The 26,230-nt window shown below is 66.3% G+C and carries 24 protein-coding genes; 15 read left to right on the top strand and 9 right to left on the bottom strand.

The annotated features are described in order from the left end of the window. Window positions 1–378: 378 nt before the first annotated feature. The 3 genes from ACQPZ2_RS21230 (at window position 379) to ACQPZ2_RS21220 (ending at window position 3,849) form a co-directional block, all read left to right on the top strand. A complete protein-coding gene (locus ACQPZ2_RS21230) occupies window positions 379–936 on the top strand; it encodes an ArsR/SmtB family transcription factor (RefSeq protein ID WP_433527148.1) in 558 nt (185 codons plus the stop codon). A 35-nt stretch (window positions 937–971) separates the two neighbouring features. Further along, the gene (locus ACQPZ2_RS21225) at window positions 972–2,426 is read left to right on the top strand and encodes an alpha/beta hydrolase family protein (protein WP_433527147.1); all 1,455 of its coding nucleotides are present in this window, start codon (window positions 972–974) and stop codon (window positions 2,424–2,426) included. Between the two features lie 460 nt (window positions 2,427–2,886). After that, on the top strand, window positions 2,887–3,849 hold the full coding sequence (locus tag ACQPZ2_RS21220) for an NADP-dependent oxidoreductase (RefSeq protein ID WP_433527146.1): 963 nt from the start codon (window positions 2,887–2,889) through the stop codon (window positions 3,847–3,849). A 23-nt stretch (window positions 3,850–3,872) separates the two neighbouring features. On the opposite strand, the gene ACQPZ2_RS21215 is transcribed toward ACQPZ2_RS21220, so the two are convergent. Continuing rightward, window positions 3,873–5,384, bottom strand: coding sequence for a flavin-containing monooxygenase (locus ACQPZ2_RS21215; RefSeq protein WP_433527145.1), 1,512 nt, complete (start codon window positions 5,382–5,384; stop codon window positions 3,873–3,875). A gap of 365 nt (window positions 5,385–5,749) precedes the next feature. On the opposite strand from ACQPZ2_RS21215, the gene ACQPZ2_RS21210 reads away from it, so the two are divergent. The 3 genes from ACQPZ2_RS21210 to ACQPZ2_RS21200 all read left to right on the top strand — a co-directional run bounded on the left by ACQPZ2_RS21210 (window position 5,750) and on the right by ACQPZ2_RS21200 (window position 8,876). Beyond that, window positions 5,750–7,174, top strand: a complete 1,425-nt coding sequence (locus ACQPZ2_RS21210) for an APC family permease (protein ID WP_433527144.1) — start codon at window positions 5,750–5,752, stop codon at window positions 7,172–7,174. A gap of 139 nt (window positions 7,175–7,313) precedes the next feature. Further along, window positions 7,314–7,727, top strand: a complete 414-nt coding sequence (locus ACQPZ2_RS21205; protein WP_433527143.1) for a YybH family protein — start codon at window positions 7,314–7,316, stop codon at window positions 7,725–7,727. Window positions 7,728–7,835: 108 nt separating this feature from the next. Beyond that, window positions 7,836–8,876, top strand: a complete 1,041-nt coding sequence (locus ACQPZ2_RS21200; RefSeq protein WP_433527142.1) for a crotonase/enoyl-CoA hydratase family protein — start codon at window positions 7,836–7,838, stop codon at window positions 8,874–8,876. A 5-nt stretch (window positions 8,877–8,881) separates the two neighbouring features. On the opposite strand, the gene ACQPZ2_RS21195 is transcribed toward ACQPZ2_RS21200, so the two are convergent. Beyond that, a complete protein-coding gene (locus ACQPZ2_RS21195) occupies window positions 8,882–9,295 on the bottom strand; it encodes a hypothetical protein (protein WP_433527141.1) in 414 nt (137 codons plus the stop codon). Between the two features lie 44 nt (window positions 9,296–9,339). On the opposite strand from ACQPZ2_RS21195, the gene ACQPZ2_RS21190 reads away from it, so the two are divergent. Next, window positions 9,340–10,530 (top strand): RNA-guided endonuclease InsQ/TnpB family protein, encoded by a 1,191-nt coding sequence (locus ACQPZ2_RS21190; protein ID WP_433527140.1) that lies wholly within the window; start codon window positions 9,340–9,342, stop codon window positions 10,528–10,530. A gap of 74 nt (window positions 10,531–10,604) precedes the next feature. After that, window positions 10,605–11,729, top strand: coding sequence for a BTAD domain-containing putative transcriptional regulator (locus ACQPZ2_RS21185; protein ID WP_433527139.1), 1,125 nt, complete (start codon window positions 10,605–10,607; stop codon window positions 11,727–11,729). Here the strand turns inward: ACQPZ2_RS21185 and ACQPZ2_RS21180 are convergent. Next, the gene (locus ACQPZ2_RS21180; protein ID WP_433527138.1) at window positions 11,726–13,819 is read right to left on the bottom strand and encodes a serine/threonine-protein kinase; all 2,094 of its coding nucleotides are present in this window, start codon (window positions 13,817–13,819) and stop codon (window positions 11,726–11,728) included. The two genes, ACQPZ2_RS21185 and ACQPZ2_RS21180, sit on opposite strands and share 4 nt — an antisense overlap. A gap of 176 nt (window positions 13,820–13,995) precedes the next feature. Between ACQPZ2_RS21180 and ACQPZ2_RS21175 the strand changes: the two genes are divergently transcribed. After that, a complete protein-coding gene (locus tag ACQPZ2_RS21175) occupies window positions 13,996–14,595 on the top strand; it encodes an HAD family hydrolase (protein WP_433527137.1) in 600 nt (199 codons plus the stop codon). Here the strand turns inward: ACQPZ2_RS21175 and ACQPZ2_RS21170 are convergent. Continuing rightward, the gene (locus ACQPZ2_RS21170) at window positions 14,592–15,239 is read right to left on the bottom strand and encodes a TetR/AcrR family transcriptional regulator (RefSeq protein ID WP_433527136.1); all 648 of its coding nucleotides are present in this window, start codon (window positions 15,237–15,239) and stop codon (window positions 14,592–14,594) included. The genes ACQPZ2_RS21175 and ACQPZ2_RS21170 overlap by 4 nt on opposite strands. Before the next feature lie 129 nt (window positions 15,240–15,368). Between ACQPZ2_RS21170 and ACQPZ2_RS21165 the strand changes: the two genes are divergently transcribed. Then, window positions 15,369–16,520, top strand: coding sequence for an acyl-CoA dehydrogenase family protein (locus ACQPZ2_RS21165; protein ID WP_433527135.1), 1,152 nt, complete (start codon window positions 15,369–15,371; stop codon window positions 16,518–16,520). A gap of 14 nt (window positions 16,521–16,534) precedes the next feature. Here the strand turns inward: ACQPZ2_RS21165 and ACQPZ2_RS21160 are convergent, their stop codons facing one another. Beyond that, a complete protein-coding gene (locus tag ACQPZ2_RS21160) occupies window positions 16,535–17,743 on the bottom strand; it encodes an RNA-guided endonuclease InsQ/TnpB family protein (RefSeq protein WP_433527134.1) in 1,209 nt (402 codons plus the stop codon). 179 nt (window positions 17,744–17,922) lie between these two features. On the opposite strand from ACQPZ2_RS21160, the gene fabG reads away from it, so the two are divergent. Beyond that, window positions 17,923–18,675, top strand: coding sequence for a 3-oxoacyl-ACP reductase FabG (gene fabG / locus ACQPZ2_RS21155; protein WP_433527133.1), 753 nt, complete (start codon window positions 17,923–17,925; stop codon window positions 18,673–18,675). Window positions 18,676–18,813: 138 nt separating this feature from the next. Here fabG and ACQPZ2_RS21150 read toward each other — a convergent pair whose 3' ends face one another. Next, window positions 18,814–19,533 carry an SDR family oxidoreductase gene (locus ACQPZ2_RS21150; protein ID WP_433527132.1) on the bottom strand — a complete coding sequence of 240 codons (720 nt, stop codon included), beginning with the start codon at window positions 19,531–19,533 and terminating at the stop codon, window positions 18,814–18,816. Between the two features lie 248 nt (window positions 19,534–19,781). On the opposite strand from ACQPZ2_RS21150, the gene ACQPZ2_RS21145 reads away from it, so the two are divergent. The 3 genes from ACQPZ2_RS21145 (at window position 19,782) to ACQPZ2_RS21135 (ending at window position 22,832) form a co-directional block, all read left to right on the top strand. Beyond that, window positions 19,782–21,020: an IS110 family transposase gene (locus ACQPZ2_RS21145; RefSeq protein WP_433527131.1), complete on the top strand. Its 1,239-nt coding sequence runs from the start codon at window positions 19,782–19,784 to the stop codon at window positions 21,018–21,020. A 134-nt stretch (window positions 21,021–21,154) separates the two neighbouring features. After that, window positions 21,155–22,003 (top strand): helix-turn-helix transcriptional regulator, encoded by an 849-nt coding sequence (locus ACQPZ2_RS21140; RefSeq protein ID WP_433527130.1) that lies wholly within the window; start codon window positions 21,155–21,157, stop codon window positions 22,001–22,003. A gap of 253 nt (window positions 22,004–22,256) precedes the next feature. Then, window positions 22,257–22,832 carry a dihydrofolate reductase family protein gene (locus ACQPZ2_RS21135; RefSeq protein ID WP_433527129.1) on the top strand — a complete coding sequence of 192 codons (576 nt, stop codon included), beginning with the start codon at window positions 22,257–22,259 and terminating at the stop codon, window positions 22,830–22,832. Here ACQPZ2_RS21135 and ACQPZ2_RS21130 read toward each other — a convergent pair. From ACQPZ2_RS21130 to ACQPZ2_RS21120, 3 genes are all read right to left on the bottom strand, one after another. Beyond that, complete coding sequence (locus ACQPZ2_RS21130; protein ID WP_433527128.1) at window positions 22,814–23,440, bottom strand: helix-turn-helix domain-containing protein; 627 nt, start codon at window positions 23,438–23,440, stop codon at window positions 22,814–22,816. The two genes, ACQPZ2_RS21135 and ACQPZ2_RS21130, sit on opposite strands and share 19 nt — an antisense overlap. A gap of 258 nt (window positions 23,441–23,698) precedes the next feature. Next, window positions 23,699–24,355 (bottom strand): hypothetical protein, encoded by a 657-nt coding sequence (locus ACQPZ2_RS21125; protein ID WP_433527127.1) that lies wholly within the window; start codon window positions 24,353–24,355, stop codon window positions 23,699–23,701. A gap of 60 nt (window positions 24,356–24,415) precedes the next feature. Then, a complete protein-coding gene (locus ACQPZ2_RS21120) occupies window positions 24,416–24,826 on the bottom strand; it encodes a winged helix-turn-helix transcriptional regulator (RefSeq protein ID WP_433527126.1) in 411 nt (136 codons plus the stop codon). Window positions 24,827–24,907: 81 nt separating this feature from the next. Here ACQPZ2_RS21120 and ACQPZ2_RS21115 point away from each other — a divergent pair, with 81 nt between their 5' ends. Beyond that, window positions 24,908–25,816: an NmrA family NAD(P)-binding protein gene (locus tag ACQPZ2_RS21115; RefSeq protein ID WP_433527125.1), complete on the top strand. Its 909-nt coding sequence runs from the start codon at window positions 24,908–24,910 to the stop codon at window positions 25,814–25,816. The last annotated feature ends 414 nt before the right edge of the window (window positions 25,817–26,230 follow it).

Genomic DNA, 26,230 nt, shown 5'->3' with positions numbered 1-26,230 from the left:
ACTCGTATCTACGGAAGATCATAGGAGCTGGTCCCCGAAGGGCCTGGCGCGAGAGTGGTCAGTTCTCGATGGCCGCCTGGACACCGCCCTGCTCGGCCACGACCCCGATCCCGACCGTTTACGCACGCTGCGTGAAGAACTCGACAAGGTCGACTGCCGGATCCGCGTCGAAGTTCGGGCAGGCCAGCGGTTCTAGAGCTGATCCAGATCGGAAGCGGCGTCGCTACGTCACCGATCGTCTTCGCGGCGTTCCCGGCGCGGTCGGCAAGGTTGAAGATCTGCCGGAACTTCTCGGCCGGATTCGAGTCGTCGCCCAGTCGTGTCGATAGTGTGCAAAGAGTCCTTGCAAACACTCTTTGTAAACCCTATGCTCAGGGCGTGGCCGATCAGTCTGTCCCCCGGACGATTACCGATGTCGCCGTCCTGCGACTGCTTGCGCACCCGCTGCGCCGCCGTATCGAGGAGCAACTGCGCCGTGGGCCCGTGAACGCGACCTCACTGGCGCAAGCGCTCGGCGAAAGCACCGGGCTCACCAGCTATCACCTGCGGCAACTGGCCAAACACGGCTTCATCGAGGAAGTTCCGGAACTGGCCAGCGGAAAGGAACGCTGGTGGCGCACGGTACCCGGCGATCGCCGCTACCCCGCCTACACCGAACAAACCGACGACATGCGCGCGGCCACCGCCGACATGACCCGGCACAACCTCGCCGAATTGGTCGAACTCTACGAAACCTTCGAACGGGAGGCCCCCGGGCTGGGCACATGGGCCGATGCATTCCTGTTCTCCCGCGCCACGATTCGCGTCGATCTGAAACAGCTGCGGGAATTCTTCGAGGAATACATCCAGCTCGTCCAGCGCTACGGCGCGCCGTCGGACTCCGACGACGACCGGAAGACCGTGCTGCTGCGCCTGTTCGGCTTCCCTGAAATCTGAATCCGCACATCTGAACCCGTGCCGAGGGGCCACCTATGCACCACACTCGATCGCCACGACGCGGCCGGTTCGCCGCCTCCTGCCTGCTCGCCCTGATCCTGCTGGGCGTGCCGCTCCTCGCGGCGCGGCCGGCCACGGCCGCCCCCGCGCTCGACTGCAGCGGTGTCACCTGCACCGATGTCACCTTCGCGGGTGGTGGCGGGCTCACACTGCAAGGCACCGTCATCGCCCCGGCCACACCGCATTCCGACTCGCCCGGCATCGTACTGGTAGGCGGTTCGGGACCGGGGCCGCGCGCCGAATACCTATACGAGGCGCGGGCTTTCGCCGCGGCGGGCATCACCACGCTCATCTACGACAAACGAACGACCGGCTACTCGTTCGGCCATCGCGATTTCTCCCTGCTGGCCGATGATGCCCTGAGCGCGGTCGAAACCCTGTGCCGCACACCGGGAGTGCGCGCGGACCGAGTCGGGTTGTGGGGCTTCAGCGAGGGTGGCTGGGTTGCGCCGCTCGCGGCCTCCCGCTCCGCTGACGTCGGATTCCTCGTCACACTCGGCGCCTCCGGCCGCACCCCGCTGCGCTCGCAGACCTGGCGCCTCGCCACTGCCCTGCGCCACCGCGTGGACGCCGGACCGCTCGCCGACACCGTCACCGGACCGGCCGCCCGTCTGCTCGAGGAGACCGGGTTGTTCCCCGCGGCGGACTTCGACCCGCTGCCCGCGCTGCGCGCCGTGCGGATTCCCGTCCTCGCCCTCTGGGGAGAGCACGACGTGCAGACCCCGTCGGCGGAAAGCGCCGCGGTGCTGAGGGATACGCTCACGGCCGCGCCGTCGGTAACGATTCGCTTCCTCACCGGTTCGGCCCACAACGGCCGCTCGACCACCGACGGATTCGACCGACTCGGGCCCGCGCCCGGTCCGAAGGCGCCGCGCGGCGCCTTCGCACCCGGCTATTTCGACACCGTGACCGGCTGGGTGCATCAAGTCGCGAACGGCAACCCACCCGCCTCGTCTGCCGACGCCCCGCCCCGCCAGGCGGTGATCAGCACCGATCCCGGGCACGGCAGGTGGACGTCTGCGTGGACACAGCTGACGGTCCTGACAGTGGTGCTGGTCGGCTTCGTCGGCTATCTGCTGATGTCGGTCTCCGACCGCCGGATGCGCCATACCCGCGATCCCCGACGGCCCGCGCGCCTGCTGGCGTCGGCCGGGTTGCTCTCGGTGTTCGCAACGGTCATCTACGTGGTGTCGATCCTCGCCTTGAATGCGCGAACCCTCGGCCCGATCGCCCTGTCCCGCCCGATCGTGTGGCTGGCCCTGCAACTGCTGGCGTTCATCCCTGTGGGTCTGCTGGTCGTCACCGGTATCGCGAGTGTTCGCACCTGGGCAGCGCTGATCGGGCGGAGTCGGATCGCACTAGGCGTCCTGTTCGCAACCGGGTGTCTGTGGCTCGCCTGGGCGGCCACTTGGGGATTGTTCGCCCTGTGAAAACCGTTGTCGCGCCACGGGCTATCCCGCGACGCTGATCGCCGGGAACCCGCAACCGGGCCGGTTCGCCGTCCGCGAACAATCGTGTCGCCATGAATCCCAACCTCCGGTAGGCCGACCAAACCCATCGGCAACCGAGCCGACCACCAACCGCCTTGATCTGTAGCACGCGAGCCCATCAGACGGCGGCCCCCTACCGCGCGCTGTCGGTGTCCATCAACGCATCCAACACGCGTAGAAGGTCGAGATCTAGATCCTCTGCCGTAGCCGTGCCCATTCTTGCGTTCAGAACAACTATGCCTTACCAATATTGCACTGGAAATCATGTCTTGGTGGATCAATACTGATCTCAGGAGTTCTCGGCAGCGGATGCGCCGCTCTCGACGAGACAACCGATCGGTCGCGCCGCCCATTCGCCGGGCAGTGCCGACTGCCACCCCACCAGGACAGGAGCTCAGTCATGCCCAGAATCGTGCGTCCGACCGCCTACGGCACACCCGATGTGCTCGCCGTGACCGAGGTGCCTACTCCGTGCGCGGCCGCCGACGGCGTGGTCGTCGAGGTCCGGGCCGCGGGGGTCAATCCGATCGACTGGAAGCTCTACAGCGGGGCTTTCCACGCCGTGGACGACGACCACAAGGACGCCGCCGGGGTGGCCGCCTCGATGCCCTCGATCGGTCTGGAGTGCGCGGGCGTCGTCACCGAGGTAGGTGCGGATGTGACCGGTGTGCAGGTCGGAGACGAGGTCATCGTGTACCCCGTGACGGCCGCCTATGCCGACTACGTCACGGCCCCGGCCACCTCGATTTTCACCAAACCCGCCGAGATCGGGTGGGCCCAGGCAGGGTCGCTGATGCTGACCGGCACCACCGCCGTCCACGCACTGCATGCCGCCGGGGTGGGTGCCGGCGACACGGTACTCGTCCACGGCGGGGCCGGCGGCGTCGGCCTGATGGGCGTGCAACTGGCCACCGCTCAGGGTGCGACGGTGATCGCCACCGCCGCCGAACGCAACCACGCACTGTTGCACGAACTCGGCGGCATCCCTGTCGTTTACGGCCCCGGACTCGCCGACCGGGTGCGCGCCGCCGCGCCGCAGGGCATCACCGCCGCAGTCGACTTCGCCGGTACCGACGAGGCCCTCGACGTCTCGCTGCAGCTGGTGGCCGACCGCACCCGGATCGCCTCGATCGCCGGGTCGCCACGACGCGCCGAAGCAGGCATCAAGCTGCTCGGCTATGGGCCGGGGCAGGACGCGGGCACCGAAGTCCGCGGCGCCGCGCGCGGTGGGCTCGTCGAGCGCGCCGGGTCCGGCGCGCTGCGCGTCATCGTCGATACCACCTTCCCGCTCGCCGAAGCCGCGAAGGCCCACGAGGTCGGCATCGCCGGACACGCACCCGGCAAGCTCGTGCTGATCCCCTGACCGGGGTCCTCGGCCAGCCGCGGCTAGGCGATCCGCTTGCGCGCCTGGCCTCTCGACTTGCGGCCGGGCCGGGCGGCAGCACCGTCGAAGGTGAGTACCCCGTCCTCCAACGGCGCCTTGCGTAGTAGCGCGCGGTCGCGGAAGTAGTTGTTGATGACCTGCCAGGGGCCGCGGGCCCCCTGGCGGGGCATGACGCCGTCGCCGCGTTGGATGTAGCCGGAGGTCAGGGCGCCGCCCATGAGTGATTGATCGGAGCGGTCGGCATCTTCGGCGATCGCGACCACCTTGGTGTAGCCGTTGGCCTTCATGTGGTTGAGTAGGCGGCAGAAGTATTCGGCGGCCAGATCCGCCTTCAGCGTCCACGACGCGTTCGTGTAGCCGAGCACCAGCATCGCGTTGGGGATGCCGTCGAGCAGGGTGCCCTTGTAGACCACGTGCTCACGGGTCGACACCGGCTCGCCGTCCACATCGAGTGCCGCGCCGCCGAGGATCTGCACGGTGAGACCGGTTGCGCTGATGACGATATCGGCGGGGAGTTCTTCCCCGGATGCGAGCCGAATGCCGGTTTCGGTGAAGCGGTCGATGTGATCGGTGGCGATCGATGCCTTACCGCTGCGCAGGACCTTGAACAGGTCGCCGTTCGGGACGACGCACAGCCGCTGGTCCCACGGGTTGTACGAGGGCGTGAAGTGCCGCATATCGATCTGCTTGCCGAGTTGCATCCGCACCGCGGCGAGCAGCAGCTTCTTCGACAGCTCGGGATTGGTGCGCGAGAGCTGGAAGCTGGCGCGCTGCAAGGCGATATTGCGTGCTCGGCCAGCCCGATAGGCGATCTTCTCCGGCACCCGCGCGTACTTCATGCCGACGGCGACCGGGTCATCGGCGGGCAGTGCGGTGATGTAGGTGGGCGAGCGCTGCAGCATGGTGATGTGCGCGGTGTCGTCGGCCATCGCTGGAACCAGCGTGATCGCGGTCGCGCCGCTGCCGATCACCACGACGCGTTTGCCGCGGTAGTCCAGATCTTCCGGCCAGTGCTGTGGGTGCACGATCTGCCCGCGGAACTCCGCCTCGCCCGGAAACCGCGGGCGATATCCGTTGTCGTAGTCGTAGTAGCCGGTGCAGCCGACGAGGAAGTTGCTGGTGTAGATCTCGGTCTCGCCGGTCTGCTCGTCGAGCGCCTCGACGGTCCACAGCTCGGCTTCGCTCGACCAGCTGGCCTTGGTCATCTTGCGCCCGAACCGAATGTGCTCGGTGACGCCGTATTCGGCGGCGGTGTCCTCGATGTACTGGCGGATGTGCGGTCCGTCGGCGAGCACCTTGGTGCCGATCCACGGACGGAAGCCGAAGCCGAAGGTCAACATGTCGGAGTCGGAGCGGATGCCCGGGTACCGGAACAGATCCCAGGTCCCGCCGATGGCGGTACGGCGTTCCAGGATCGTATAGCTGCGTCCGGTCTGCTCGCGGGTGAGATGGCACGCCATCCCGATGCCGGACAGGCCCGCGCCGATGATCAGTACGTCGACATGCCGCGTCATTGAGGTAATCCGTTTCGTTCTGCTCTCACCCGAGCACCCTTGCCCGACCGTCCCCCAAGATTACCTGTTATCTCCAGTAACGTCTAGCCGCCGCCTTCGGGAATGCGCCGGCGGCGGGCTTCTCTCGATGTTTGCCGCCACGGCTACATGGTGATCAACCGTCCAAGTGTCGCTTGCCCAGCGATTGCGGCGTGGTGTCTTGCGTGCGTTGCAGCGGTGCGCGCGGCGCGCAGCTGCACGCCACGCATTCGCGGCTATGGATTGCTTGCTGATCGCCCCGGCGTCGACCTCGCCAACTCCGCCGACCACAATGGATAGCCGACTCCGCCGGTCGGCCGGAGCCAGAGCATGCATCGAGGGAGTTCATGACCAGCCCAACCCGGTGGCGCCGCCGCCTGCCCGACACCGCGACGAGCCCCGCAACAGGGGTGCCGACCCTGAAGCGCAGTCTGGGGCGGATCGACCTCACGGCCATGGGTGTGGGCACGATCGTCGGGGCGGGCATCTTCGTCATCACCGGTGTCGCGGCTGCCGAGAAGGCCGGGCCGTCGATTGTGCTGTCGTTCCTGCTGGCCGGAACCGTCTGTGCGCTGGTCGCGCTCTGCTACAGCGAACTCGCGGCCATGGTGCCGGTCTCCGGCAGTGCCTATACCTACACCTACGCCACCCTCGGCGAAGGTCCGGCGTTCCTGGTCGGCTGGAATCTGCTGCTCGAATTCGTCATCGCGGGCGCGGCTGTGGCGATCGGCTGGTCCGGCAGCGTCGTCTCGGCGCTGGACTCCATGTTCGGCATCACATTGCCCACCGCGATCACGGCGGGCCCGTCCGAGGGCGGCATCGTCAACCTGCCCGCCGTGCTCATCATCGGCGTCATCGTCGCGGTCCTGGTCGGCGAGGTGACGCTGACGGCCCGGATCACCAAGGCGCTGGTCGCGGTGACGATCGGCGTGCTGATCCTGGTCGTCGCGATCGGCACACCGCACATCGATATCGGCAACTGGACCCCGTTCGCGCCGTTCGGATTCGATGGCATCGTCGGCGGCGCCGCGATCGCCTTCTTCGCCTTCCTCGGCTTCGACGTCGTCGCCGCATCCGCCGAAGAGGCGCGCAACCCCCGCCGCGATATCCCGTTCGCGATCATCGGCACGGTCCTGATCGCTACCCTGCTGTACGCACTGGTCAGCGCCGTGCTCACGGGCATCGCACCGTTCGCCACCCTGAACAACGCCTCGCCGATCGCGACCGCCTTCGGCAATCTGCACGTCGGCTGGATCGGCAATGTCATCGTGATCGCCTCGATCATCGCGCTCACGAAGGGCCTTTTGCTGATCGTCTACGCACAGGTGCGGCTGATGTTCGCGATGTGCCGCGACCGTCTGCTGCCGCGCGGTCTCGCCGAAACCGGTAAGCGGGCCACTCCGGTCCGGCTGACGCTGCTGCTGGGCGTCGTCTGCGCGACCATTGCCGGTCTGCTGCCGATCGATATCGTCGTGGAATTGGTGAATATCGGCGCGTTGTCCGCTTTCGCCGTTGTTTGCGTCGGAGTGCTGGTGCTGCGAAAGCTGGAGCCGAATCGGGAACGGCCGTTCCGCACCCCATTGGTGCCGCTGGTGCCGATTCTCGCGCTGATCGGCTGCGTACTGCTGGCAACCACCTTGGACGGGCTGACCTGGGTGCGTTTCGCGGTTTGGGTGCTCGTCGGCATTGCGGTCTACCTGGGCTACGGCCGTAAACGCTCCACTCTCGCCGCCCCGACCATAACTGACTCAACGGTTTCTGCCGAGCGGTAACCGGCGCGAAATTCGCCATTGGGATCTTGCACGAATGCATTCCGAGTCATTGCGTCCGCGTGGTGAATTCGGCACGCTCTCTGGGTAGGAGCCACGGCGCACACCCCGGCGGCCGGGCCGGAGAGGACGACGACCCGATATGTCCGATGACGAGAAGCAGATCCGAATCCTGATCGAGCGATGGGCGGCGGCGGTGCATACCGGCGACTTGGCCGGTGTAGTCACCGATCACGCCGACGATATCGTGATGTTCGATGTGCCCCCGCCGAATGAAGGTGTGCGCGGTATCGACGCCTATCGGGAGACCTGGCCCGGCTTCTTCGAATGGCAGGCATCGGGTGCGACATTCGACATCGTTTCGCTGGAGGTAGAGGCGGGCGCAGACGTGGCATTCGCGCATGCGCTGCTGCTGTGCGGCACCGCGGAGGATTTCGCCCGCGATCCGGCCAAGCGCCTGCGGATCACCTTCGGCCTGCGCAAACAGTACGGACGCTGGGTCGTGGTGCACGAACACCACTCCTTCCCCGACGACACCGTGGCACCCGAGGCCTGAGCTCGAGCCGGTTCGCTACGGTGGCATCGAGCGCAACGATGCAGCGACCGCCGGTGGCGTGGTGCACCGTTGCCGCGAATACGGCATCGAGTGCACCGGGAGTTCCACGTGAATCAGCCTGATAGCGAAGCCTTTTCGAACCATGCGGGCACCCGCCCCGCGGCCTGGTACGAGAACTGGACAGAGGTGCCCGATTCGCCGTGGCGGGATCGGCCCGAGCCCGCTGGCGAACGCGAGTACCGCACGCTCACCTATGAGCGCGACGGGCGCATCGCGCGCATCACCTTCAACCGCCCGGAGAAGGGCAATACGATCACCCCGGACACCCCGGTCGATCTCGCCCATGCGGTCGAGCGGGCCGATCTGGATCCGCGGGTGCACGTCATCCTGGTATCCGGGCGCGGCAAGGGTTTCTGCGGCGGCTACGACCTGGATATGTTCGCCGAACAGGGCAGCCACGGTGTCGACGGTTCGATCGACACCACCGGCACCGTGGCCGATCCGGTGGTGCAGGCGGTCAATCACAATCCCTGGGGCACTTGGGATCCGATGATCGACTACGCCATGATGAGCCGGTTCAACCGCGGTTTCGCCAGCCTGATGAACGCGAACAAGCCGACGGTCGCGAAACTGCATGGTTTCGCCATCGCGGGCGGCACCGATATCGCGCTCTACTCCGACCAGATCATCTGCGCCGACGACACCAAAATCGGCTACCCGCCCACCCGCGTATGGGGTATTCCGGCGGCGGGCATGTGGGCCCATCGCCTCGGCGATCAGCGCGCCAAGCGGCTGCTGTTCACCGGTGACTGCATCAGCGGGAAGCAGGCCGAAGAGTGGGGCCTCGCGGTCGAATCGTGTCCGGCCGATGAACTCGACGAGCGTGCCGAGGCATTGGTGGCACGCATCGCGCGCATGCCGATCAACCAGCTGATGATGGCCAAACTGGCGCTCAATTCGGCGCTGCATTCGCAGGGCGTGACGAATTCCGCGATGATCAGCACGGTATTCGACGGGATCTCCCGGCACACGCGCGAGGGTTACGCCTTCCAACTGCGTTCGGCCACCGTCGGTTTCCGCGAGGCCGTGCGCGAACGCGACGAACCGTACGGCGACTACAAGCGCGCCCAGTTCCGCGCCGAGGAATAACACGCTCAGCGTGTATAGCGGTGCTTCACCCCGATCGGGAAGTAGTCCGGATCGCCGGTGGGGCGCAGCTCGACATGCGGCAGGTGACGTTCGGGCGGAACGTAATGCGCGTATTCGCTATTGCGGCGCAGCAATTCGTCGCGAATCGATTCGGCGACGCGTCGGGTGCGTTCGGGGGTATTCGGTTCATCGGGGACCAATTCCACCGTGACGCGCAGCGTCCGATCGTGATCGGCGTTCTCCCACACCTCCAGCACGAACTTGCCGGTCACCCATTCGCTGACTCCCGGCTGTTCGAGCCCGATCGTCACCGTCTCCGGAAAGACATTCGCCCCGAATATCGATACCGCGTGCAGTCGCCCGAAGATATATACGAGCGACAGTTCGGGCCAGTTTCCGGCACAGAGCGGACCAGCCACGACGACACGCCCTTCAGCGAGTTGGCGAGCTTAAACTGTCGAGCATGTTGACGGGTCGGCGGTATCGGGTGGTATTCACGCCCGAACAGGCCAGGTTCGCCGAGCTCATCGGTGATACCTGCCGGGCAGTGTGGAACACCGCGTTGGAGCAACGCCGCGAATACCGACGGCGTGACGCCTGGATCAATTACAACCAGCAGGCCAAAGAACTCGCCGACGCCAAGACCGAACATGCATGGCTGACGACCGCGCCGGGGCACTGCCTTCAGCAAACCCTGATGGATCTGGAGAAGGCGTGCAAGACGCACGGTACCTGGCGGGTTCGGTGGCGGTCTTCGCGTCGCTGGGCTCCGTCGTTCCGGTTCCCCGAAGGCGGCAAGATCACTGTCGAGCGCCTGGGCCGCAGGTGGGGGCGATGCAAGCTGCCGAAGCTCGGATGGGTGCGGTTCCGCTGGTCCCGTGCACTCGGTGGCGCTGTCCGCTCGGCCACAATCAGCCGGGACGGAAAACGCTGGTATGTGTCATTCCTGGTCGAGGACGGCGAGGTAACACCGAATCAGCATCCGTCCGCGTCGGCGGTGGGTGTGGATCGCGGTATCGCAGTTGCTGTCGCCTGCTCGGACGGCGACATGTTCGACCGCGCCTTCACCACGCCGGGTGAGGCGAAGCGGTATCGCCGGTTGCAGCAGCAACTCGCACGCCAGAAGAAAGGTTCCGCCAACCGCAAGAAGACGATCACCGCGATGCGGGCTGTCCGCAGGCGGGAGCGGGACCGACGAGCAGACTTCAACAACCAGACCGCCCAAGTACTGGCCGCCAAGCATGGCTTGGTCGTGCTCGAACAGCTGCGCACCCGCAACATGACCGCCTCAGCGAAGGGCACAGCCGCTGAACCCGGCAAGCAGGTGCGCCAGAAGGCTGGGCTCAACCGAGCCATCCTTACGAAGGGCTGGCATCAGTTCGAGCTAGCCCTGGCGAATGTCGCCCGCTACACGGGCATCAAGATTGTGAAGATCCCGGCCGCGTACACATCGCAAACGTGTTCAAGCTGCCGCGACGTGAATCCCAAGAGCCGTGAGAGCCAAGCGGTGTATCGGTGTGTCACATGCGGTCACAGTGAGAACGCGGATGTGAACGCGGCCAAGAACATCCTCGCCGCAGGACTTGCGGTGACAGCCTGTGAAGACCTCGGCACTAGCCGGTCCGTGAAGCAGGAACCCCTAACCGTTGCCTAGCAACAGGTTAGGAATCCCCGTCCTTCAGGGCGAGGAGGACGTCAAAGGCATTTCGAGAACGGGAGGACTGGGGGATGTCGGATATGCGGGCGGGTTTCGGGGTGCTCGGGCCGGTGCAGTTGACGATCGACGGGGTCGCGCAACCGCTCGGTGGTGTGAAACAGCGTGCGGTATTGGCGTATCTGGTGGTCAATGCGAACCGGCCGGTGTCGACGGAGGCGCTGGCGCAGGCGGTATGGGAGGAGAATCCGCCGCCGGATATCCGGATCAGCCTGCACACCATCGTGTCGAATCTGCGAAAGCCGTTGCGGGATGCCGGACTCGACGCGCGCACGATCCTTTCGCGCGCAGGGACGGGCTACCGGATCACGGTGCCCGCGGACAGCTGTGATGTCCAGCGGTTCCGTACGCGCAAGGAATCCGGATTGCGGGCCATGGCCGCGGGACGGTTCTCGGTGGCCGGTGAGGTGCTTTCCAGCGCGCTCGCGCAGTGGCGCGGCACCGCGCTGGCGGACCTGCAGGGCCTCGGTTTCGCCGATGCCTTCGCCACCGCCCTCGACGACGAACGGATCGGTGTCATCGAAGCCCGCGCCCAAGCCGAGATCGCGCAGGGCCGGGCCGACGGCGTCATCGCCGAGCTGGCCGAATTGGCCGACAGGTATCCACTGCGCGAACCGCTGTGGGAGCAGCTGATCACCGCGCTGTACGTGAGCGGTCGGCAGAGCGACGCACTCGAGGCGCTGCGCCGATTGCGGGTGACCCTCGCCGATGAACTCGGCATCGATCCGGTGGCCTCGATTCGCGAACTCGAGGCCAAGATGCTGCGCCAGGAACCGCTCACCCCGCCCGCCGATGCCGTCGCATCGGCACTGCGGGCCACTACCGTCGTCGATCTGATAGCGCCCGGATCCCAAGCGTACCTGCGGGATTCGACCGGGCAGACGTTCCCGATCACCGGCCCGTTCACCCGCATCGGCCGACTGCCCGATAACGACATCGTGCTCGACGACGGCAAGGTAAGCCGCCATCACGCGGTGATCGTCAGCAATGGGCTGACGTGTGTGCTGAAGGATCTACTGTCCTCCAACGGTGTGTTCGTCGGCGGGGTTCGGGTCATCGACGGCGCCGCGCTCACCGATGGTGTGACGATCCGTATCGGCGATACCGAATTCACCTTCGGCGTCATGCCGCACAACTAGGTGATGTGCTTATCGAACCAGTCCCGCAGTTGGGCTTCGGTTTTCGGTCCGGGGAGCGGGTTTTCCGGCACCAGTGTGCAGAACTGGGTGATCAGGTGGGCATCGGAGTGCACGGCGATCAGGCAGGTCCGGGTGCCGATATCCGGATCGTTGTCCAGGAAGCAGAAGAATCGGCCGACATCCTTGCCCCCGCTGCGCCACACCTCGTCGGCGCCCCCGCCACCGCAGGCGTGTCCGCCGAGCACCCCGACGTCGGCCCGGTACAAGGTGTCTGCGGACTGGGCGTCCGGGAATCCGAAGAACAGTGCGGACGGATAGTCGGGCGGGGTACTGCATACGATGGCGGCGTTCACCGTGCCGCCGGGCGGCGGCACGTGCCGACAGTTCGCCGGACCGAAGGCATTGCCGAGATGCCCGAGGAGGACGCGGTCCTCGGGGGTGAAAAAGTCCGGGTCACGGGCGGCTTCGGCGGTCAGGAACTGGCTGGCGGCGAACTTGGACAGGTAGTCGCGCAGCGGCTGGTCGCTCGGCGACGGCCAGATGAAGAACGCCAGCGCGAGCTGGGGCTCATCGGTCAGCAGCAGGGATGGTTTCGGCACGTTGGGGTCGTCGGCGCGGTTGGCGAGGCACGCCTTCCGGCCGATCTCCTTGCCCTCGTACATCACCGGGCCGTCTGCCCCGGCGGGGTCGCCGGGGCAGTTGGTGGTCTGGAAGGTGCGGATCAGGAGGTTGTAGTAGTCGCGTAGTGCGTCGAGATTGCGGAACCGCATGTATCGGACCGCCGACTCGCTGGCCGCAGGGTTGTCCGGGCAGAAGATGACCGCGACGGTGGTGGAGGTATCGGGCTGCTCGTGCTGGCAGGTAGATCGTTTGCGGCCGGTCTGGGCGACGATCTTCAGCAAATCGATATCGGCGTCGCGCAGTGCGGTGGCGTCGGCGACCGCGGTGCCCTTTCGATCGCCGAGCATGGTCCAGGCCCCGTATCCGGCCCCGGCGGCGATCACAGCGGCGAGTGCCAGGACCAGCGCGGTCAGCCTGCGGTGTCGGCGGCGCGGTTCGGCCACCGTGACACCCTGTGTATCCCTTGTCTCGGCTTCGGGCTGCTCCGTACCGGGTTTCCGGGCAACGGATAACAGATCGTCACTGGTCGCGGTATCGGGCGAGCTGCCTTGTCCGGCTTCACGATTCGAGGTTCGTTCATCGTGCACCCCGATCGCGGACAACGCCGTGCGCCCCTCGGTGACCGCACCGGCACTCGTCAGCGCCGCCTCCGCCGCATACGCGAGGTCCCCCGCCGCCCGGTAACGTTCGCGCACGTTTTTGGCCATACCGTGCTCGATGACGGTATCGAGCGCGGGCGACACATCCGGCCGGTTCGTGCTCGGTCGCGGCACCGGACCGAACAGATGCGCGCTGATGATCTCGGCGTCGGTGGTGCCCGCATACGGCCGTGCGCCGGTGAGGCATTCGTAGAGCACGCACGCCAGCGAGTAGACATCGACCGCGGGCGTGGTGTGCTCGGAACGGAACCGTTCCGGCGCCATGTAGCTGAATGAACCGATCACCGCACCGTGGGTCGTCAACCCCTGATCGGCATCGGAATGCGCGATACCGAAGTCGACCAGATAGGCGAAACCTTCCGGCGTGAGGAGAATATTGTCCGGTTTGACGTCACGATGGACGAGTCCTTCGGCGTGCGCGGCATCCAATGCCGACGCGATCTGCCGGATCACCGCCACTGCCTGCCGCGCAGGCATCGGCCCCTTGCTTTCCAATACCGACGGCAGGCTGACACCGTCCACCAGGCGCATGTCGATATACAGGTGGCCGTCGATCTCGCCGTAATCGTGAATCGGGATGACATGCGGTTCGCGCAGTCGCGCGGCGGCGTCGGCCTCGCGCTGGAACCGCTCGCGGTACCCCTCGTCCTGCGCAAGCCGTTCGAGGAGCACCTTGATCGCCACGCTGCGGCGCTTGCGCATGTCGTAGGCCTCGTAGACCTCGCCCATGCCTCCGCGCCCGAGCAGCCGATCCAACCGGTAGTGCCCGAATATCGAGCCCACGGTCGGTGGCTGGCGCTGGCTCGTCATCTCGTCCTCCGCGATGCAGACCGGAGCCCTTCGCTGTCGGTCAACTGTAAGGTCGGCGACCTGCTTTTCGCGCCGCCTGCGGAAATGTTCCCCCTGATTGATCTTCGTCGTGCCCTGTTTGGTTAACCGCTGGTCCTGTCGCGCGGCTGATCGAGCGTCGACGATAGGGTCATGGAGTGACCTGGACCGTCGGCTTCGACCTCGATATGACGCTGATCGATTCCCGGCCGGGTGTGTGCAAGGCGATCGAGCAGTTGGCCACGGAGTTCGGTCTGCCGTTGCGTAGTGCCGAACTGGCCGACCGGCTCGGGCCGCCGCTGGCGATGCTGCTGGCAGACGCCGGTGCGCCCGAGGAGCTCATTCCGGCACTGGTGACCCGCTATCGCGAGATCTATCCATCGATCGTGCCCTACATTCCGGCCATGCCCGGTGCCGATGCCGCATTGGATGCCGTCCGTGCGCGCGGCGGGCGGGTGCTCATCGTGACCGGCAAACACGAACCACTGGCCCGGCTGCACGTCGCCGAACTCGGGTGGCGGATCGATGAGGTGGTCGGTGATCTGTGGTCGGACGGTAAGGCGGCGGCGTTGCGCGAGCACGGCGCGGACCTGTTCGTCGGCGATCACGAGGGCGATATGCGCGGGGCGCGGGCGGCGGACGTCTTTGCGCTCGGGGTCACCACCGGCCCCTGCGATGCCGACGAATTGCGCACGGCGGGAGCGGATTTCGTCCTCGGTGAGCTGACCGAATTCCCGGACTGGCTGGCCGCGCGCTAGCACCCGCCCGCCGCACCCTCCAGCGTCTCGAACCGCAACGACAACCCGTCCAGCAACGCGCGCAACCCGGTTTCGAAGGCGGCGTCATCGATATCGCGCTGCCGCCCCGACAGCAGATGCGCCTCGTCCAGATGCGGATAATTTCCGCGATAGACCGCCGCGTCCTCCGGGAACCCGCCCGCGAACGACCCCAGCGTCGACCCGGTGACGAAGAACCGCATGAGCGCACCCACCTGGGTGGCCTCGCGGCGCGGCCAGCCCGCCGCCACCAGACCCCCGAAGACCGCATCGGCCTGCCGCAACGCATTCGGCCGTCGACCCATGCCCTGATTCAGGGCGGGCACCACCTTCGGATGCGCCGCCAGGGCCGCCCGATACGACCTGGCCCAATCGCGCAGTGCCACCCGCCAATCCGAGATATCGGTGAACATGGACAGATCGATCTGGCCGAGTACGGCATCGACCATCGCGTCCAGCAGGTCGTCCTTGGTGGCCACATGGTTGTAGAGCGATGGGCCCTGCACGCCGAGTTCGGTGGCGAGTCGGCGCATCGAAACCGCCTCCAGACCTTCGGCATCCACCAGATCCAGCGCGGCCGACACGATGCGATCGCGGCTGAGCAAGGGGTGGCGGGGTCTTCCCACGAAAACCTCCTGGTCGATCAATCCAGTGTCACACGGCGGATACCCACACCATCAAACTTGCATCGCTAGTTTATCGACAGTTAGCATACGGGAAACTTCCGCTGTTAGTTTTCTTGCCCCGGAGTCGTGATGAACCTGGAACTGTCCGACGAACAGGCCGCCGCCAAGCGGCTTGCCGCCGAATTCGTCGACCGCGAGATCGCGCCGCATGCGACGGAGTGGGACCGGACCGAATCCGTCGATACCGCGATCGTGGCCGAACTGGGTGAAGTCGGTTTCCTCGGTCTGACCATTCCCGAGGAGTACGGCGGCAGCGGCGGCGACCATCTCACCTACTGTCTGGTACTCGAGGAACTCGGGCGCGGTGACTCCGCAGTACGCGGAATCGTCTCGGTCTCTTTGGGTTTGGTCGCCAAGTCGATCGATCACTACGGCACCGAGGAGCAGAAGCGCACCTGGCTGCCGCGCCTGACCTCGGGTGCCACACTCGGTTGCTTCGGCCTCACCGAGCCGGGGACCGGTTCGGATGCGGCACAATTGCGCACCCGCGCGGTTCGCGACGGTGACGACTGGGTGTTGTCCGGGACCAAGATGTTCATCACCAACGGCACCTGGGCCGACGTCGCCCTCGTTTTTGCCCGCACCGGCGGCGAAGGGCATCGCGGCATCACCGCGTTCCTGGTGCCGACCGACTCCCCCGGCTTCACCGCCCGCGCCATCCACGGCAAGCTGGGACTGCGCGGGCAGGCCACCGCCGAACTTGTCCTCGACGGCGTCCGGGTCCCCGACAGCGCCCGATTGCACGATGCGGGCAAGGGCTTCACTGTCGCGATGGCGGCGCTGGCCAAGGGCAGGATGTCGGTGGCCGCCGGTTGTGTCGGCATCGCACAGGCCTGCCTGGACGCCGCGGTCGGATATGCCACCGAGCGCGAACAATTCGGCAAGCCGATCGCCGGGCATCAGCTGGTGCAGGAGCTGCTCGCCGATATCGCCCTCGATGTGGACGCGGCCCGGCTACTGGTGTGGCGGGTGGCCGATCTGATCGACCGTGGTGCCGAATTCGCCGTCGAGTCGTCGAAGGCCAAACTGTTCGCGAGTGAGGCCGCGGTGCGGGCCGCCGATCGGGCGCTGCAGGTCTTCGGCGGTTATGGCTATATCGACGAATTCCCGGTCGGCAAATATCTGCGCGACGCCAAGGTGATGACCCTGTACGAGGGCACGAGCCAGATCCAGAAGCTACTGATCGGTCGTGCGCTGACCGGAGTCAGCGCATTCTGTTGACTTCCTCCTCACACCTACAGGCGGGGGATTCCAACCTTCACAGGTCGGGTTTCCTGCTTCACCGGCGACTGCCGCGCCGACGACTGCCGGTTCGGTCTTGCACCGCCTCCACAGGCAGCGACCGCCAGCCCGGCGGCCAAAATGTTCCTCGCGGCGTTGATGTCGCGATCATGGGTCACACCGCACCGGCACACCCATTCCCGTACATCCAGCCCCATAGCATCGTTCAGCAATCCACACCCCGAGCAGGTTTTGCTCGACGGGAACCACCGGTCCACGGCGATCACCTCACGCCCGTACCAGGCGGCTTTATATTCCAGCATGGAACGCAATTGCGACCACGAGGCATCGGAGATCGCACGCGCCAGACGGTGATTGCCCAGCATCCCCGCCACGTTCAGATCCTCGATCACGATCGTTTGGTTCTCACGAACGAGACGAGTACTGAGTTTGTGCAGATAGTCTCTGCGACGGTCGGTGATACGGGCGTGGATACGCGCCACCTTCCGGCGAGCCTTCTGCCGGTTGCGCGACCCCTTGCTCTTGCGGGCAAGGGATCGTTGAGCTTTCACCAGCCGCGCGTGTTCTCGCCGCTGATGTTTTGGGTTGGTGATCTTCTCACCGGTCGACAACGCCAGCAGCGAGGTGATCCCGGCATCGACACCAACGACGCTATCGGTGCGCGGGTGATGAGTTACCACGGTCTCGGTGAGCACCGACACGAACCAGCGGCCCGCACTGTCACGAGACACCGTGACCGTGGACGGTTCCGCGCCCTCCGGCAACGGCCGAGACCACACGATATTCACTGGATCGGCCATCTTCGCGAGAGTAAGTTGCCCGTCACGATATGTGAACGCCGACCGCGTGTACTCCGCCGACGCCCGAGAGTTCTTCCTCGACTTGAAACGCGGATAGCGCGCCCGCTTGTCGAAGAAACTGGCGAACGCACGCTGCAGATGCCGCAGCGCCTGCTGCAACGGCACCGACGACACCTCCCCCAAGAACTTCAGATCATCGGTTTTCTTCCACGCAGTCAGCATCGCGGAAGTTTCGTTGTAGTTGACGCGACGCTGCTCGCTGTACCACGCGGTGGTCCTGGCTTCGAGTGCCTTGTTGTAAACCAGGCGAACACATCCGAACGTGCGCACAAGCTCCCGCTCCTGCTGCTCGGTCGGATAGAAGCGGTACTTGTACGCCCGCTTCACCAGCGTCTCCCCCATGCCTCACCCATTAACAAGTTAGGTCGTGAAACAGTGAAACTCTCTGCATCAGCATCGTTTTCGGAACCGGTAATGCCGGGCATGAATTCGACACGCTTATTCCCCACGGTCGAAGCCGGTCGTCTTCACGCTACAGCCCTGTGATGACCGCCGTATCAAACTCCCGAGGAGGACGTCCGATGACCAGATTCACCGACCGGGTCGCCGTGGTCACCGGCGCGGCACAGGGTATCGGCGCGGCCACCGCGCAGCTGCTCGCCGCCCAGGGCGCACAGGTCGCGGTGCTCGACCGCAATGCACCCGAGGACACTGCCGAGCAAATCGTCGCGGCGGGCGGCGCGGCCCGCAGTTATGTCTGCGATGTCACCGACCGCGCCTCGGTGGAATCCGTATTCGCCGATATCGCAACCGATCTCGGCGGTCCGCACATTCTGGTCAATAATGCGGGCATCACCCGCGACGATCTGTTCTTCCGGCTCTCCGAGGACGACTGGAATGCGGTGCTCTCGGTCAATCTGACCGGTGTTTTCCACTGCACCCAGGTGGCCCAGGAGTACATGGTCGCCCAGCGCTACGGCAAGATCGTCTCGCTGTCGAGCCGCTCGGCGCTCGGCAACCGCGGTCAGGCGAATTACGCCGCCGCGAAGGCGGGCATCCAGGGCCTGACCGCGACGCTGGCCATCGAGCTCGGGCCCTACAACATCAATGTCAATGCCGTCGCGCCCGGCTACATCGCCACCGCGATGACAGCCGCGACCGCGAACCGGGTCGGGGTGACGGCCGAAGACCATCAGAAGGCGGTGGCCGAGCGGACACCCCTGGGCCGCGTGGGACAGCCCGAGGAGGTTGCCGCGGTGATCGCTTTTCTGGCCAGTGATGAGGCGTCCTATGTCAGCGGGCAGACGCTGTATGTCAATGGTGGGGCCCGCTGAAGGCTTCAATTAAGACCGAAGGGTTCGGACAGATGGAGTCGGTTCGCGCACTCGAAAGCGAGAACCGACGTATGGCGTCAGGCCCGAGGATCTGCCATGAGCACGAGCACGGAGGCGCCTCGGGTCCCGGCCCAGTGTTCACCAGGGAACCGCGCCGAAACGGTTGAAGAATCCCCCAGTGGGTCCGTCAGGTCCGATCGTCGCCAAGTGCACGATGGCGTCGGTGCCTTCGGTGACCGTTTGATGCCCTGCGTTCCCGTTCAGATCCGTTGCGGTGTAGCCGGGATCGGCGGCATTGACCCGCATCTGCGGCAGTTCGCGGGAGTACTGCGTGGTGATCATGTTCAGTGCGGTCTTCGAGGAGGGATAGACCAGCCCGAGGATCTGCGATTCGATCCGGCTCGGATCGGAGGTGATGGCGATCGAACCGATGCCGCTGGACACCATCACGATGCGTGGGTTGGTGGCCGCGCGCAGCAGCGGGAGAAAGGCGTGGGTCACCTGCACGGGCCCGAAAACGTTGGTCTCGAAGACATTTCGGAAATCCGCGGCCACGGTATCGGCGGGTGTGGCGCGCGTACCGCCGATACCCGCATTGTTGATCAGAACATCCAGGTGCGGCGTCCGGCCCGCGATGGTCTGGGCGGCGGCCGCGATCGATTCGACGGACGTCACATCCAACTGGACGAACTCGACGTCCAAACCCTGTTCGGCGAGTTCGAACGCGGCCGCCTTGCCCCGCTCCGCGTCGCGGGCACCGAGGAATACCCGCCAGCCGAGTTCGGCCAGCCGCCGGACCGTTTCGCGGCCGATTCCCTTGTTCGCCCCGGTCACCAGGGCCGTTGTCGTGTTGGTCACTAGTGGACCCTCTTTCTTGCAGACGCCAATACGGCGTGTGTGGTAAGAACCAGGCGGAAGCCGGGGTGACGGCCTGTGTTGGTCGCCCTTCAAGGGCCTTCATGACACTGCCGCCCCCGGCTTCCCTGAAACCGTGAAGCGATGACAAAGGGACGCGCCGTAGAGCGCCGGTTAGTGACCACTCCGCTGTCGGTTTCCTCGCCTCCGCCTGGTTCCTGCCTCGAGATGCGAACAGGAAGGCGACGTAGTTGTCGCAACAAGACGGACCGTTGTTCTTCATCGGGATCGACTGGGCCGCAACCGAACACGCCGTATGCGTGCTCGACCAGACCGGACGAAAGATCGCCGCCTTCACCATCGAGCACACCGCCGCCGGGTTCACCCGGCTGGCCGCCCGGCTGGACAAACTCGGCCACGCCCAGCGGGTGCCGGTCGCGGTCGAACGCCCGGACGGGAGGCTGGTGGACGCCTTGCTCGCGGCCGGACACCCAGTGCTGCCGGTCAAGCCGACCGCGATCAAGACCTGGCGCGAGTCCGAGGTCCTCTCGGGTGCGAAGTCCGACCCCGGCGATGCCGAGGTGATCGCCGACTACCTGCGCGTGCGTATCCACCGGCTGCGCCCCGCCGCACCAATGTCTGGTCATACCAAGGCAATCCGCACCGTGACCCGCACCCGCGGCGACCTGGTGCAAGCCCGGGTCGCTGCGACCAACCAGCTCGCCGCGCTGCTGGACGCGCACTGGCCCGGAGCCAAAGCCATCTTCGCCAACATCGAGTCCGCCATCGCGCTGGCGTTCCTGACCAGATACCCCACCGCCGCCTCTGCGGCATCGCTGACCGAGAAGCGGATCGCCGCGTTCTGCGCCGAACAGGGCTACTCGGGCAAGAAACCCGCCGCCGTGCTGCTGGCCCGGCTGCGCTCGGCCCCGACCGGCGCGAGCGACCCCGCGCTCACCGAGGGCGTGCGTGACGCGGTGCTGGCCCAGGTCAGCGTGCTGAGCGCGCTCAACACCGCGATCAAGGCCCTGGACCGCTCCATCACCGAGAAGATGGACAACCATCCCGACGGCGCACTGTTCCGGTCCTTTCCCCGCGCCGGCACGATCAACGCCGCGCAGATCCTGGCCGAATGGGGTGACGCCCGTGAGGTATTCGACAACCCCGACGCGATCGCCGCGCTGGCCGGAATCACCCCGGTCACCAAAGCCTCGGGCAAACAACGCGGAGTGTCGTTCCGCTGGGCCTGCAACAAACGCCTGCGCGCCGCGATCACCACCTTCGCCGCGAACAGCCGCTTCTCCAGCCCCTGGGCCGCAGACATCTACCACCGTGCCCGCGCCTCGGGCAAGGATCACCCCCACGCCACCCGCGTCCTGGCCCGAGCCTGGATCCGGGTCATGTGGCGCTGCTGGCACAACGGCACGACCTACGACCCAGCCCTGCACGGCGGTGCCCGCGAGCGCGTCGAACAACAGGCCGCAACCTGACTTCGAACCTGAGGTTGACACAAGGGGTGTCATGACTCGACCTTGGCCCGCCACCCGAATCTCGCTCCAGGGCTGACAACTCCTGGGACCGGCAGTACCACCCCGGGGTCCGTGCCCTGCGGCATCATCGAGGCATGGATCGCGCCGAACTCGCCAAGCTGCTGCGGCAGACCCGGGCCCGGGTGCGGCCGCGCGATGTCGGGCTGCCCAGCGGTTCGCGCCGCCAGGTGCCGGGGCTGCGGCGCGAGGAGGTCGCGCAACTGGCCGGTGTCAGCGTCGACTATGTGGTCCGGCTCGAACAGGGACGCGGACCGCGACCGTCGGTGGCGGTGCTCGGCGCGCTCGCCCGCGCCCTACGGCTCGCGGATCCCGAACGCGATCTGCTGTTCCGGCTGGCCGGTTCCGCGCCACCGCAGGAAGGCCGCATCAACATGGTGGTGCGACCGAGCGTGCTGCGGCTGCTGGACCGGATGGCGGATCTGCCCGCACTGGTGATCTCCGCGAAAGCCGATGTGCTGGCCTGGAATCCGATGGCGGCGGCATTGCTCGGGGATTTCTCCGCGTGGTCGCCCGCCCGGCGCAACATCATCTGGCAATCCTTCCTCGGGACCGAACCCTCCCGCGTGGTCTTCACCCCCGCCGAGGCCGAGGCGGCCGCCGAATCCTGGGTCAGCTCTCTGCGCAGCGCGAAGGCGGCCTATCCCGACGATCCGGACCTGGCTCGGCTCATCGCCGAACTACGCTCGCGCAGTACGCGATTCGACCGACTGTGGCGCGAAGGAAGCACCGGCAACTGGCGCAGCGCCACCAAGACCATCGATCATCCCGAGGTCGGGCGGTTGGTCCTGGATTGCGACGCCCTGTTCGTCCCCGACAGCGACCAGGCGGTGGTCGTGTACTCCGCGGCACCCGACACCCCCGCCGCCTCGGCGCTCGAACTGCTCCGCATTACGGGGACGCAGCAGCTGAGCGGGCAGCGATAGCGCGTGGCCGCTCATCACGCGCAGTATCGACTCGGCGGGTCGAGAAGCCCTCTCCCACACAGCTTTTGAACCCCTGCCCAAAGAGGCATACGCATCTCTCCTGTGACAGGACATCCCGGACGCCAATCGGTTTGTCGATGAGTATTGGTCGATGGGCCAGAAGCCGTGGTGTCGGTTTCGTACAAGACAGCAGATGCGGTTGTTCATAGGCTGACCGCAGGCAAAATCCAATGCTCATACGCAGGAGGAATTGATGACACGCGAACTCGTCTACACGGGCTTCATGTCGCTGGACGGCGTCGTGGACTCGCCAGGCGGCAAAGCCGAGGGGCACCGCAGTGGTGGCTGGGTGATGGACACCGAGTTCGTGCCCGAGGCGTACTCGCTCAAGGGGGAGGAACTCGCCGACACGACTGCGTTGATGTTCGGCCGCCGCAGTTACGAGGCCTTCGCCCCGATCTGGCGCGATTCGGACGATCACGCGGCATACAAGGACCTGCCCAAGTTCGCGGTCTCTTCCAGCCTGACCGATGACGCTCTGATCGACGGGTGGGGCTCGGTCACGATCCTGCGATCGGAAGACGACGTCGCGAAGCTGAAGCAGACCGACGGCGGCGCGATCTACATTCACGGCAGTGCCGAGCTGGCCCGGCGCCTCGCGGACGCCGACCTGATCGACCGGTACAACCTGCTCGTGTTCCCAGTGCTGCTGGGGGCAGGTAAGAGCCTGTTCGGCCGGTCGGACCGCGACAAGCAGACGTTGCGGCTGCGGGAGTCGGCGACCTACTCCAACGGTGTGGCCAAGCTCGTCTACGACGTCGTGCACTGAGCGGCATCGAGCGCGATCGCGCCACCGGTCTGGGCGCGCAGCTGCTGGGCCGTCCGCCCGACGTACCGGCGCAGCGCGCGGGCGAGATGGGGTTCGTCGTAGTACCCGAGCTTGTCGACGACGTCGCCTGGAGTCTCACCCGAGATCAGCAGGAGTGCGGCGGCGCGGGCACGTCCGATCTGCCGGACGGCACCCTGTGTAAGCCCCGTCGCCGCCCGGAAACGACGCTCGAGCGTCCGCTCGGTTACTGCTGGCATCGAACCCCGTAGTGTTGCCGCGACGAGGGGGTCGCGGACCACGACTTCCTGCCGGACGAGCCGGTCGACGAGCGCCTCAGCGTCGTCCGGCCGCGGGATCTCCCAGTGGGCACCATCGAGCCAGAAGGTCCGGCCGGTCACATCGGGCAGCACGATCCCACCGTCGACCAGCGACGACGTTGCCAGGGTACGCAGGGAAGCCCCGACCACGAACTGGATACCGACGAAGCCCGCACCTTCGGGCACAGGTGCGGTACCGGTGCGGCTCTCCGGACCTGTTATCACCGCATGGGGCCGCCCCTCCTGCTCCCAGAACACCAGCCCCCAGGTCTCGGTCGCGACCGAAGTCATCGCCGAGACCTGCTCGCTGCGGCATGTCCACACGGACTCCACCCACGGCGAATGCGACGCTCGCGTCTCGAAAAGCAGTCCCACCGCCGGGATCCTACGCCGAACCAAGTCGAGCCCGGGTCAGCGACGGCCGGCTGCCCCGGACCCCAGAGAACCTCGAACAACTCGAACATCGAGTCCGCGGCCGGATTGGGAATGAGCATCGACGGATTCGATATCGTCACAAACCGGTGCGACTTGCCGTCGGGATGTCCGGTGCTATCCGGAGAACTCGTCGGCGAGGGTGTTCCAGAACATGAGTTCGTAGTTCTGGAAGAGTCTGGCGTACAAGTGTGCGTCGTTCGGATTCAAGCGTCCGCTGTCGATTCCGGCCTGGATCGCGGCGTGGGCCCGCTGCTCGGCTTCGGGGGTGTCGGCGGCGAAGAAGTCGAAGAATGCGCAGGCGGGGTCGTCGAATTCGTAGTGTGCGCGCATGCCTTCGGCGACGGCGCGGCAGTAGCGGCCGAATGCGGCGACATTCGCGTAGATACCTGCCGCGGCGGCGGAAGGCTCGGCGTTCAGCGCCAACCAGGCGACATAGGCCGGGTAGGCCTGGCAACCCGCTCTGGGTAGCTCCATGCCCTGGTCGGGCCCGGCCGCCGCCACGAGCGCCTCCAACAGCGCGAGTGCCTGCCGCTCGCCCGGTGGGAGGCCGTCGAGGAACGCTTTGACGTGTGGTTCGTCCGTCCGCGCCGCCAAGGCATGGAAGCTGCGCCAATCGCTGCTGACGATGCGCTGTTCCTCGGCGGCGATCGCGGCGAAGACCGCGCGTGGTGCTTTGCCCACCGAGATGAGCGGAACCATGCGGTTGTCGTCGTCGTGCGGGGCCAGCTCGGCCTGGATCCCGTCGAGCAGGTCACGAGCGGTGAGGGTCATCGGAACCTCCCTGTGGGGATGCTTCCATTCAAGCGCTGTTGCCCCGCGCGCGACAGGTGTTCAGTCGGCGTGCTCGGCATCCCAGTGTCGGCGGGCGTCGGAGATGCGGTCCTTGTGATCGCGCGACCAGTCGGCAAGTGCGCCGATGGCCTCGGCCAGGCTCTGGCCGGTTTCGGTGAGCCGGTATTCGACCTGCGGTGGAATCGTCGGATACGCGATGCGCTCGAGCATGCCGTCGCGGCACAGCCGCTTGGTGGTCAGTGTCAGCATCCGCTGTGAGATCCCGGGAATCGCGCGCTCCAATTCGCGGAAACGCCGCACTCCTTTGCTCAATTCGACGATCACCAACACTGTCCACCGATCCCCGAGCCGGTCGAGCACATCGCGGATGCCGCAGTCGTCCTGGCCACAGGGCCCGTCGGGAATAGTGCCCGTGACCTGCGCGGTGACCGCCGTGTTCGTGACCGACATGAAAGTGCCTCCTTATGCCGCGCGCCGCGGCCGCCGATGCTGGGGACGAATTCAGCAACTACAACAATCGGGAGCGTTGCGATGATCCTGGTAACCGGCATCTCCGGATCCCTCGGCGGCCTCGTCCACCGCGGCCTGTCCACCCTCGACGAACTGACAGTAGCGGCGGGCAGCCGCTCCGGTGACGACACCACTACGCGCCGAATCGATTTCGACGATCCGGCAACGCTGTCCGCGGGACTGCGGGATGTCGATGTCCTGGTACTGATTTCGGCCGGATATGCCGAAGACGATGTGGTCTTGGCCCGACACGGCGCGGTGATCGACGCCGCCGCGGCCGCCGGGGTCCGGCACGTGATCTACACCAGCCTCGCGGGTTCCGGCGATTTGATGACCATTGCCCTGCCGCATCGGTGGACCGAAACCCGGCTGGCCGCAGCACCATTCGATGTGACGGTCCTCCGTAACGGCCTCTACGCGCAGGTGCCGGTCGGTCTCGCTGTCGCCGGTGCGGCCGCCTCGGCCGAATCCGGGGTATTCGCCGCTCCATTCGGCACCGGCCGGATTTCGGTGGTGGCGCGCGAGGATCTGGCCGAGGTGGCCGTGCGGGTGGCCGCCGAAACCGAGCGCGATCTGGCCGCGGGGCGGCGGAGCAGGCATGCGGGCAAGGTGTACGAGCTGGAGGGTGTGACCGCGGTCGGTGGCGTCGATATCGCCGAGATCCTCAGCGAATCCCTCGGTCGCCCGGTGCGATACACGCCCGTCTCGCTCGGCGAAATGCGGAATATGTTGCAGGACAGTGGATTGGAGCCGTATCAGATCACGCACACACTCTCGTTGTTCGCCAATCTCGGTGCCGGACTCCTCGAAGCGTCGAGCACCGACTTGCTCGAACTGCTGCCGAGTGCACCGCGCGATGTCCGGGAACTCATCACCGGCGCGGTGCAGGCGGGCGGGTTTCAGTCGGTATCGGTGAACGCGGCGGGCTGAGCAAGCCGCAGCGGTGAACTACGCCAGCTCCGCCGCGCCGCCGATGCCCGTTGCGGCGGGGGCCCGACTGCTCGGCCTACGTCTATTTCGTCAATGCCTGCGGCCCGGTCGCCGAGGCACCAGACGGCAGCCTGGCCTGGGCCTGAGGCGTCGATCTCGCCGACGGCGAACGATCCGCCGTCACCGGCCTGCGTACACCGAAATTCCCGAGCACCCACTCGGCCTCGCCGGGACCCGCCCATGTCGTCCTCTCGGTGTGCACGGACCGAGGCGACCCCTCCGCGCCGGGCGGACGCACGCTCCCCCGGCCCTGGTGACTCCCAATTCGGTGGCCGCGCGCTTCGGCCCCGAATAGGCTCGGTAGATGCGCTTGCTCGTGCCGTACCACCTCGATGAATACCGGCCGGAGATCGA

The sequence above is a fragment of the Nocardia pseudovaccinii genome (assembly GCF_050942345.1).
Classification (GTDB): domain Bacteria; phylum Actinomycetota; class Actinomycetes; order Mycobacteriales; family Mycobacteriaceae; genus Nocardia; species Nocardia pseudovaccinii.
The sequence above is the reverse complement of the archived record's forward strand: the minus strand, read 5'-3'. Positions and strand labels throughout refer to the sequence as shown.